Origin of the sequence: Rappaport israeli (genome assembly GCF_001888055.1) — a bacterium.
Taxonomy (GTDB): domain Bacteria; phylum Pseudomonadota; class Gammaproteobacteria; order Cardiobacteriales; family Cardiobacteriaceae; genus Rappaport; species Rappaport israeli.
Genome location: NZ_LXHZ01000016.1, coordinates 106247 through 115709, shown reverse-complemented (window position 1 = coordinate 115709; position 9463 = coordinate 106247). Strand labels below are relative to the sequence as shown.

Here is a 9463-nt window from a genome sequence, read left to right as displayed (position 1 = left end):
TCGTTTTCTCAGCACACATCCTTAATCGCCTAACATCCTCGACTGATTCCACTAAATATTAGTTTTTCACAGACCCCAAGCCCACATAAGGATACTCTCTACCTCTCAAGCATTGCGGTTAATTTTTAAAATTCGCACTTTTCTACCTGCTTAGTTAAAATAGGGCGCTACATTCTATTCAAGGATTTACTATGGGTTTCTTAAGCGGAAAAAAAATTCTCATCACTGGTTTGGCTAGTAATTTATCGATTGCTTATGGTATTGCGCAAGCGATGCGACGCGAGGGAGCAGAACTGGCATTTACTTATCAAAATGACAAATTAAAACCTCGTGTTGAAAAAATGGGGGAAAGTGATTTTGGTGCCTCAATTTTCCTACCTTGCGATGTGAGCAATGAAGAAGAGATAGAAGCTGTTTTTAAAGAATTAAAGAAAGAATGGGGCGAACTAGACGGATTAATTCATGCCATCGCTTTTGCTCCACGCGAAGCCATTGAAGGGCGATTTTTAGATGGCGTAACGCGAGACAATTTCCACATTGCCCACGATGTAAGCGCTTATAGCTTTGCCGCCTTGCTCAAATATGCTTATCCGCTTATGAAAGGTCGTCAAGCAGCTGCTTTGGCCCTATCCTACTTAGGCGCTGTGAGAGCCATTCCAAATTACAACACAATGGGCGTTGCTAAAGCCTCGCTTGAGGCCATTATCCGCTATGCTGCTGCTGATTTGGGCGAAGATGGTATTCGTATTAACGGCATTTCCGCAGGACCAATCCGTACACTTGCTGCCTCTGGTATTAAAGATTTTCGCGCCATGCTAAAAGGATTTGAAAAAACAGCGCCATTAAAGCGTTGTGTTACCATTGAAGAAGTGGGCAATGTTGCAGCTTTCTTGTGCTCTGATTTAGCCTCTGGCATTACAGGCGAAGTCACCTATGTTGATGGTGGATTTAATATTTTATCTTCTCCCATTATCGACTAACCCAACTATTCTCATATAAGCGCAATGCTCCAAGCGTTGCGCTTTTTTATGCCTATAACACTCACTCACGCCACCCCCACTTCTTGAAAAACGTCAAAACATCCCCATACCGTAAAAATTGTTTTAATCAAAAGGACGTTTTATGTTTCACGCACATTCCACTACTATTTTATCCGTCCGTCGCGGACGACATGTTGCCATTGCAGGGGACGGACAAGTCTCTCTCGGCGATACCATTATGAAAGGCAACGCACGCAAATTACGCCGTCTCTATCACAACAAGATACTGGCAGGCTTTGCAGGGGGGACTGCCGATGCATTTACCTTATTTGAACGCTTTGAAGCCAAACTCGAAGCCCAAGACGGTCAATTATTGCGTGCTGCTGTTGAACTTGCTAAAGACTGGCGCACCGACCGCATGTTAAGACGCTTAGAAGCCATGCTCATTGTCGCTGATGAAGACACCACTTTAATCCTTTCTGGGAATGGCGATGTCGTAGAACCAGAAGACAGCATAGCCGCCATTGGCTCAGGAGGCATGTTTGCACTATCAGCAGCGCGCGCGCTCTATCACAACAGCGACCTAGACCCGCTGACCATCGCACAAAAAAGCCTAGCCATTGCCTCTGATATTTGTGTTTATACCAACCACAACATTGTCTCTGACGAATTAAAAGGATAAAACCATGACCCAAGAAATTAACATGACCCCGCGTGAAATCGTAGAAGAACTTGACCGCCATATTGTCGGACAAAAACAAGCCAAACGCGCTGTCGCCATTGCCTTGCGTAGTCGTTGGCGCCGTCGACAAATTGATGAACCCCTACGCAGTGAAATCACCCCAAAAAATATCCTAATGATAGGACCAACAGGGGTGGGCAAAACCGAAATTGCGCGCCGCCTTGCCAAACTTGCACATGCGCCTTTTGTTAAAGTTGAAGCCACCAAATTTACAGAAGTTGGTTATGTTGGACGCGATGTTGACTCTATCATTCGCGATTTAGCTGAAGTGTCTATTAAACTAGAGCGCGAACAAGCGCGTAAAAACGTCCAACATAAAGCCCGTGAAGCCGCTTTAGAACGTGTCTTAGACGTTCTTGTTCCCCCAGCTAAAACACGCACCAGCTGGAGCGATGACAGTGAACAAAACCCTCAAGATAATCCTGCACGCAAAACCTATCGTGAACGCATCCTACGCGAAGAGCTCAACGACAAAATTATCGAAATAGAAGTCCAAGAAACCACCAATATTGGGGTTGAAATCATGAGCCCACCAGGAATGGAAGAAATGGGCGGACAACTCTCCGAACTGTTCAAAAACCTTGGCAAAACAAAAAAAACGCAAACAGAAAATGACCATTGCAGAGGCACTCATCGCCCTAGCCGATGAAGAAGCTGACAAACTCGTTTCTGATGATGATATTAAACAACAAGCCCTGCGCAATGCCGAACAAAATGGCATAGTCTTTATCGACGAAATTGACAAAGTCGCCACTCGTAGCGACCACGGCAAAGCCGACGTTTCCCGCGAAGGCGTACAACGCGACCTTCTCCCCTTAGTAGAAGGGTCAACCGTTTCAACCAAATATGGCATGATAAAAACCGACCATATCTTATTTATCGCCTCAGGCGCATTTCATCTGAGCAAACCCTCCGATTTAATCCCTGAACTACAAGGCAGAATGCCCGTCAGAGTTGAATTAAATGCCCTTGGCGTAGATGAATTTAAACGCATTCTTACAGAACCCGACGCCAGCCTTATCAAACAATACAAAGCGCTATTTGCCACTGAAAGCTTAACTATAGAGTTTAGTGAGGATGGCATTAATCGCCTTGCTGAAATCGCCTACCATGTGAATAAAACCACCGAAAATATCGGGGCAAGACGGCTACACACCCTCATGGAACGCCTAACCGAATCACTATCTTTTGAAGCTGCTGATAAAAGCGACAACGAAATCGTGCGTATTGATGCCGATTACGTCAACCACACCCTAAACGACATCTCTGAAAACGAAGACTTAAGCCGTTTTGTATTGTAAATTCATTAATAAAAAAAGCGGTGAGCAATAACTCACCGCTTTCAAATCTATGCACTAACCCTTATCGAAATATAGCGTCATCTTGATATTAATCAAAACAGAACGCTATCAATCAATTGATTAGACAAAAGAAAAGCCCTTTATCAAGGCTTAAAAAATGGAGCCGGAGACAGGAGTTGAACCCGCGACCCACTGATTACAAGTCAGTTGCTCTACCAACTGAGCTACTCCGGCTTTGTTTAAAACAAGTACGACATTTTAGTTATTTTTTAATCCCTGTCAAGAAAATTATACTTATTTTTTTCATTCTAAATTGCTATCATGCGCATCTTTAAAATAAAACACGGTAAAATCATGAGCCTAACACAACGCAAACTCCACAAACGCCTACGCCGAAATGTCGGCAAAGCCATTGAAGATTATCAAATGATTCGCGAAGATGACCACATTATGGTTTGCCTATCTGGAGGGAAAGACTCCTATGTTATGCTCGATTTATTGCTATCACTACAAAAAGCGCGCCTGTACGCTTTCATTTAACCGCTGTTAACTTAGACCAAAAGCAACCGGGGTTTCCAGAACATATTCTCCCCGAATATCTTAAAAATCTAGGCGTGGATTATCATATTATCGAAAGCGACACCTACAGCATCGTTAATGAGAAAGTCCCTGAAGGCAAAACCATGTGCTCACTTTGTTCGCGCTTACGTCGAGGCTTACTCTACACCTATGCTAAAGAACACGGCATGACAAAAATTGCATTGGGGCATCATCGCTTTGACATCATGGAAACCTTTTTCCTAAATCTATTTTTTGGTGGACAACTCAAAGCCATGCCCCCAAAACTCAAAAGCGACGACGGGCAACACATCGTCATCCGCCCCTTAGCCTATTGCGATGAACGAGATATCGCCAAATATGCCGAATATAAAGCCTTCCCTATCATCCCTTGTAATCTTTGCGGTTCACAAGATAATCTGCAACGCCAGATTGCTAAAGAAATGCTCCTAGAATGGGAAAAAAACCATCCTCAGCGCCTAGAAACCATCTTTTCTGCTCTAACGCGAGTAAAACCCTCACATCTTCTTGATACAGAATTATTTGATTTTGCCCAATTAGAAGAGCATACAAGTGCAAAAACCTCTTGGCTTGTACCAGAAAAATCTGCAGAACACCCTCAAGCAAAACAACACAACGAACAACCTCTAATTTTTTACCCAGAGAAAAGCAAAGTTGTTTAATTATCAAATAAATTATATAGCTAATTTTTATAAGGAAATATTTTAACTCATCCGTTGAAAAATTATTTTTCAAATAAAGGTTGACAGCCTTTATAAAAATCAGCATAATGCGCGACTTGCAAACGACGCGCCCGTAGCTCAGCTGGATAGAGTACCTGGCTACGAACCAGGCGGTCGGAGGTTCGAATCCTTCCGGGCGCGCCAAGCATATAAAATACACACCGCAGCTATCGCGGTGTTTTTTTTGGATTTTTTTTAGCAACAGGCTTAAATTCAACCCCAATTGCAAGAAATATAAGCACTTTTTTTAAGTAAGCAATCTTAATTTTTGAGTGTCAATTTGTATCGTTAGCTAACATTGAGTATCACTTAGTAACGTTATGTAACGCCTATTTTGGGGGTATTTTTGGGGGTATTTTGTTTTGCCACTTACATCATTAATAATCATCATATAATCAGGGCTAAACCTGCGTCCGTCTTTTGGGCTAAACAGATAATAATTTAGCTCATTTCTTATCAGATAAATCTCTGCCGTTGGGTATTGTTGTTTTAGGGCATCAATTTGACTGTCAATAAATCGCACAAAGTGTTTTTCTTCACTGGTGCCATAGTTTTCGCTATACGCATACCAATCGGCTTGACCAATGTCCAAAGCCAGCTCGCTGTTATGATGCCCTGTTTACGGTTTGCCCCGCTCGTCCATGACCTCTTGGTTGGTGTGATTGCCATCTTTGCCATCTTTGCCATCTTTGCCATCTTTGCCATCTTTGCCATCTTTGCCATCTTTGCCATCTTTGTCATCTTTGTCATCTTTGTCATTTGGATTGCCCTTTGTCTGTGCTGGGTATGCCATCAGATAGATGTGCTTGACAATGTGATTAAAACGAAAGGCTGTGTTTTGATAATAGGCTGATAAACGATTTGTGCTCATAAAAGGGCATTGACAATGAGCTCTAATCAAAAACAAAGCGAAATATTTAAATAACTAAGACTAACCCCACCATTAGTGCATCACAAGGATGAAAAATCCTTAAACAAATAATGATGGGTTTTGTAGGCTCTAATCTATTAACAATATAAAATTTTAAACCTTTCCTCAAATAAAGAATTTCCTTCTATATATTTTTTCTCTGTAAAAAATGGAAGTCCGATTAGCCTATAATGTGGCGTATCTTTTTGCAGAATCTTATCCTTGCCATATTCTGCTGTGATGGCTTCTAAAAATTCTTCTTTCCACCTATCAGTTTCCACTAAATGCTCACCTTTGGGTTCGATAAAAATTTGGTAATGCAAAAAGCCATCCACACCATTGGAAGAAGATTTTTGTTTATCTTTCAGCAATAAAATAAAGTCGGGCATAAATCCTTCGCCATTAGCAAAGTTATTCAATTTAAATACTTCTTCGTTACGGATTAAATTAATGTCATATTGAGATTTTAAATCGCCCAAACGTTCTGAAATAAATTGAATTAACGCTTCTTCCAAACTCGTTCCAGCAAAATTATCCATCACATACCAATCATTTTGCATGGCAATAGCAGTTTTTACATCATCTTTTTTGACCCATTTTTGTTTTTGGTGTGCCGAAAATTTTCCACAATTTTTTAGGCGTAAATTCTTTTGTACCGATAAACGGCATATCACTTTCATTCAGATGTTTTTCAACCATTTCCAAGATTTTCAGGCAGCCTGCAAGTTTGTCATCTGGGTGAATCTGTTTATCTTGCTCTAATCCCAAAAATTCAATTTGCCAATCTTTTAACAAGTTATTTTGTAATTCATTGCGATTTTGAATGTTGAGTTTGCTTTGCAGGCGGTCAAAATGGAATAAAGATTGACTATTTTTTCCTTTGATATGCAAGGCTTTATTGAAAATGTGCCGTTCCATTTCACTCATTTTTATGGTTTGAGTAAAATTATTTTGTGTGCCGATTTGTCGGGCTGTTTCATCATTTTCATCGGCTGTAAATTGCATTTCCTGCAACAGTTGATTGCCGTGAATTTGGAATGAAAGTGTTTGCGGATTGACTTTTAGGCTGTCTGCATTATTACTTTTAGCATTGGGATTGGGGATTTTTTTATTCGCCCAAATTAACAACTCTCTAAAATCCTTATTATCGGCAAATTCAGATTTGAGTTTAAATGTTGCCAATACCTTATCATCGTCTTTTTTAGGCAAATAACCATCTTTTCGTAACTCGTTTTTCAGTTCTGTAATATAGCGAGATTGCTCATCGTGCGTGTAATAAAACAATTCTTCCAAAATACGTAATTCGTGTTGCATGTCGTTGTCAAATTTGCGTTTATTCGGCTGTTTATCTTCAAACGCAAATGGAAAATAACGTACGCCACGACCAATCAACTGCTTTTCCGATACGGTAGCGGTAGCCGTTTTGCCTGATTTTTTATTTGAACCGCCGCCGTTTTGCCCTTCATACAAACGCACAATATCAAACAAATTTAAAACGTCCCAACCTTCGGTTAATCTATCCACCGTAAAAATGGCGCGGATCGGATTATCAGCTGCTTCCAAATTATTTAGCAATTTTTCCGTTTCGCTGTCGGTTTTTTCGGTTTTGCTTTTGTTGGTTTCGGAGTTGGTAATAATGACATTGTGTTTTTGATAATTTTGTTTCACCCAATTTGCTAAATGTGCAAACTCAAAGCCATTTTCCTGCATAAATTTTAGGGCTTGTTCGGTACGGGTTTTGCCTTGTTCGTTGGCGTTATCGCTATCGTTTAAGCTCATTGAAAATGTATCTAAAAACTTAAAATCATCCGCTTGCACATTTTCTACCCAATTTAAAAATGCCAAATAATCCGATTTTGATTCATCAATCGTCTTACTTCTAAACAACATCACAGGCTTAAAATTGGCAATGCCGTATTTCAACGCGATTTGATGGCGGTACCAGGCAAACAATAAAGCGTGCAACACCCGCTCTTTCTTGTCCAGTGTGCTGGATACCAAATTGATTTCTTTAGTATAACCTTTTTGCAAAAAATCTTTTAAACCAAATTTTGTGATGATTTTATCAGCGTATTTTTGTTGCACGTCAGCATTTTCAGGCAGCGTGGCGGTAAATTCCAGCAGCACATTTTCGCTGGGATTGCCATTTTTATCGAGTAACAATTCCAAAACCATATGCTCCCAGCCTTTGCGTTCAATTTCGGCATTGCCTGCATTGGCTTTTAATTCCACTTCCAAATCCAACTCGCCTTGTTTTTTGCCTTTGGTTTGAGCATTTAAATGGTGTGCTTCATCGCCCAGCATCACAAGGTTCAATTTGTGCAAATCCGCCAATGTGGTTTGGTTTTCTCGCTCGGTGTGGATATCGTTATACAGTTTTTGAATACTGGTAAATTTAATTTCAATGCCGTCTGAATGTGGGCTAAATGTTTCCACTTTGCGAATGGGAATTACCGTATCGCCCTGCAAAATCTTCTCGTTAAATAAAAATTTTGCGTGCGTCGGGTCAATAAAATTATTTTCCGTTTTATCCACGATATTATTTTGATTCACAAAAAACAGAAAATGCCGATACCCTTTTTCAAAATAATACAAAATCAACGCCGCCATCATCATCGTTTTTCCTGCCCCTGTCGCCATATTAAATAGCAAATGCGTTGGCTTATTTTTTAAATCAGGGAAATCGTCTAGCTCTGACATGCGGTCAAAAATCAAAAAGTTTTCAAGGGCGGATTTTTGCCATTCAAAAAAATCATATTTTAAGTTTTTGGACATAAATTCAGGCATTTCAAGTAATTCAGGCTTGTATTTTTTAACCGCTTTACATTCATTTTCAATCACTTCAAACAAAATTTTATTATTCGCCATCTTTTTTCTCCGCTTGATTTTTTGCTGATTGATAGAATTCACGGCTTAACGCTTTATCATCATCATTTAAGCAAGCTGAAAATTGCTCATCATCCATTTCAGATAATGAAACATACATTTGATTTAAATCCAATATTTCAAGCACCATTTGTTTTTGTTCGTCTAATGGCAAAGATTGAAATTCAGGCTCTTCAATAATTTGGCTAAATTCATTTACGCTCACATTGTATTTTAGGAAATAGCGTTCGCATAATTCATTAAACAGAGTTTTGATGTCGTCTGAATCTTCGCAAGCCAAAATTTGTTGTTTTGCGGTTTCGTTAAATGGAGCAAGCTCGGCATAAACAAACTCGCCACCACCTTGCCAATTCACGGCTTTGGAAATACCGCCTTGCTCGCCATCAATCACTTTTTTCAAGCGTTCAACGGCAAGTGTTTCAATATAATCCATTTGTTCAATACCAATATATTGGCGGTTCATTTTGTGAGCAACGGCAGCGGTTGTGCCACTGCCTAAATGGTAGTCTAGGATGATGTCGTTTGGTTTGGTTGTTAATTCAATAATTCGTTTAATAAGTTTTTCAGGTTTTGGAAAACTAAAACCATTAATTTCTAATTTTGTAAGTTCGCTTGTGCCAATATTATTGACATAATTTGAATTCATTAAATCATAAGTAGTCATTGATAAATTTGGATTTTTATCAATCATTGTGTTTGTTTTGACTGCAAATTCTTTATCTATATAATTTCTTACTCTTAAAGTTGTTTTTGTTTCTACTACAATTCCTAATTCAATAGCTTTTTCCATTCGTTCTTTTGTCCAAAGCCAACGACGTCTATTGCCTTTTGAATCAACTGGTTGATAGATTTTGCCATTTACTTCAATATCATAATCCCCACCTTTTGAATAACCTTGTGTTGCCGATGCTAGAATGGGGCTTGTATCATTTTTAAAAAATTTGCCAATTTCATCTTGAAAAATTTCTTGCGAAAAGTCTCTTTCAATAATTGCATTAAAGGTGTAGTTTTTATTAAAGGCATAACAAATAAGATAATCATGACTAATGGAGAAATATTTTTCTTGTGAAGGGCGTTGTGCAGAGGTTAAGCGAGGAATTGTTCCAATAAAATTCTCACGCCCAAAAATCTCGTCCATCAGCACTTTTAAATAAGCCTGTTCATTATCATCAATTTGAACAAAAATCACCCCATCATCGTTTAACAATTCTTTGGCAACTTCTAAACGATTTTTCATAAACACAAGCCATGACGAATGATTAAATTTATCGTTGTATTTGAAACCGTCATTGCCTGTATTATACGGTGGGTCAATATAAATCAACTTCACTTTGCCTTTAAAC

5 protein-coding genes, 2 tRNA genes and 3 pseudogenes are annotated in these 9463 nt (G+C 39.3%); 5 read left to right on the top strand and 5 right to left on the bottom strand.

What is annotated here, in order from left to right:
- The first annotated feature begins 191 nt into the window (after positions 1 to 191).
- The 3 genes and pseudogenes from A5N84_RS04260 (at position 192) to hslU (ending at position 3023) form a co-directional block, all read left to right on the top strand.
- Positions 192 to 980 carry an enoyl-ACP reductase FabI gene (locus tag A5N84_RS04260; protein WP_072281381.1) on the top strand — a complete coding sequence of 263 codons (789 nt, stop codon included), beginning with the start codon at positions 192 to 194 and terminating at the stop codon, positions 978 to 980.
- Positions 981 to 1122: 142 nt separating this feature from the next.
- The gene (hslV, locus tag A5N84_RS04255) at positions 1123 to 1662 is read left to right on the top strand and encodes an ATP-dependent protease subunit HslV (protein WP_072281380.1); all 540 of its coding nucleotides are present in this window, start codon (positions 1123 to 1125) and stop codon (positions 1660 to 1662) included.
- A gap of 4 nt (positions 1663 to 1666) precedes the next feature.
- A pseudogene (hslU, locus tag A5N84_RS13355) lies at positions 1667 to 3023 on the top strand (ATP-dependent protease ATPase subunit HslU).
- A gap of 158 nt (positions 3024 to 3181) precedes the next feature.
- On the opposite strand, the gene A5N84_RS04245 reads toward hslU, so the two are convergent.
- A tRNA-Thr gene (locus A5N84_RS04245) sits at positions 3182 to 3257 on the bottom strand.
- Positions 3258 to 3377: 120 nt separating this feature from the next.
- On the opposite strand from A5N84_RS04245, the pseudogene ttcA reads away from it, so the two are divergent.
- Both ttcA and A5N84_RS04235 read left to right on the top strand, forming a co-directional pair.
- Positions 3378 to 4264: pseudogene (ttcA, locus tag A5N84_RS04240) on the top strand (tRNA 2-thiocytidine(32) synthetase TtcA).
- Between the two features lie 127 nt (positions 4265 to 4391).
- Positions 4392 to 4468, top strand: a tRNA-Arg gene (locus A5N84_RS04235).
- 148 nt (positions 4469 to 4616) lie between these two features.
- Here A5N84_RS04235 and A5N84_RS04230 read toward each other — a convergent pair.
- The 4 genes and pseudogenes from A5N84_RS04230 to A5N84_RS10620 form a co-directional block, all read right to left on the bottom strand.
- Positions 4617 to 4916: a hypothetical protein gene (locus tag A5N84_RS04230; RefSeq protein ID WP_072281379.1), complete on the bottom strand. Its 300-nt coding sequence runs from the start codon at positions 4914 to 4916 to the stop codon at positions 4617 to 4619.
- A 27-nt stretch (positions 4917 to 4943) separates the two neighbouring features.
- On the bottom strand, positions 4944 to 5195 hold the full coding sequence (locus tag A5N84_RS10630; protein WP_072281378.1) for a hypothetical protein: 252 nt from the start codon (positions 5193 to 5195) through the stop codon (positions 4944 to 4946).
- 137 nt (positions 5196 to 5332) lie between these two features.
- Positions 5333 to 8102 (bottom strand): annotated as a pseudogene (locus A5N84_RS04220) (DEAD/DEAH box helicase family protein).
- Positions 8092 to 9450 (bottom strand): site-specific DNA-methyltransferase, encoded by a 1359-nt coding sequence (locus tag A5N84_RS10620; RefSeq protein ID WP_233119928.1) that lies wholly within the window; start codon positions 9448 to 9450, stop codon positions 8092 to 8094. Before A5N84_RS10620 ends, A5N84_RS04220 begins: the two are co-directional and overlap by 11 nt.
- Between the last annotated feature and the right edge of the window lie 13 nt (positions 9451 to 9463).

Bases quoted from the DNA above. Each gene is read 5' to 3' on its own strand.
- A5N84_RS04260 (WP_072281381.1), top strand. From the start codon at position 192: ATGGGTTTCTTAAGCGGAAAAAAAATTCTCATCACTGGTTTGGCTAGT.
- A5N84_RS10630 (WP_072281378.1), bottom strand. From the start codon at position 5,195: ATGAGCACAAATCGTTTATCAGCCTATTATCAAAACACAGCCTTTCGT.
- hslV (WP_072281380.1), top strand. From the start codon at position 1,123: ATGTTTCACGCACATTCCACTACTATTTTATCCGTCCGTCGCGGACGA.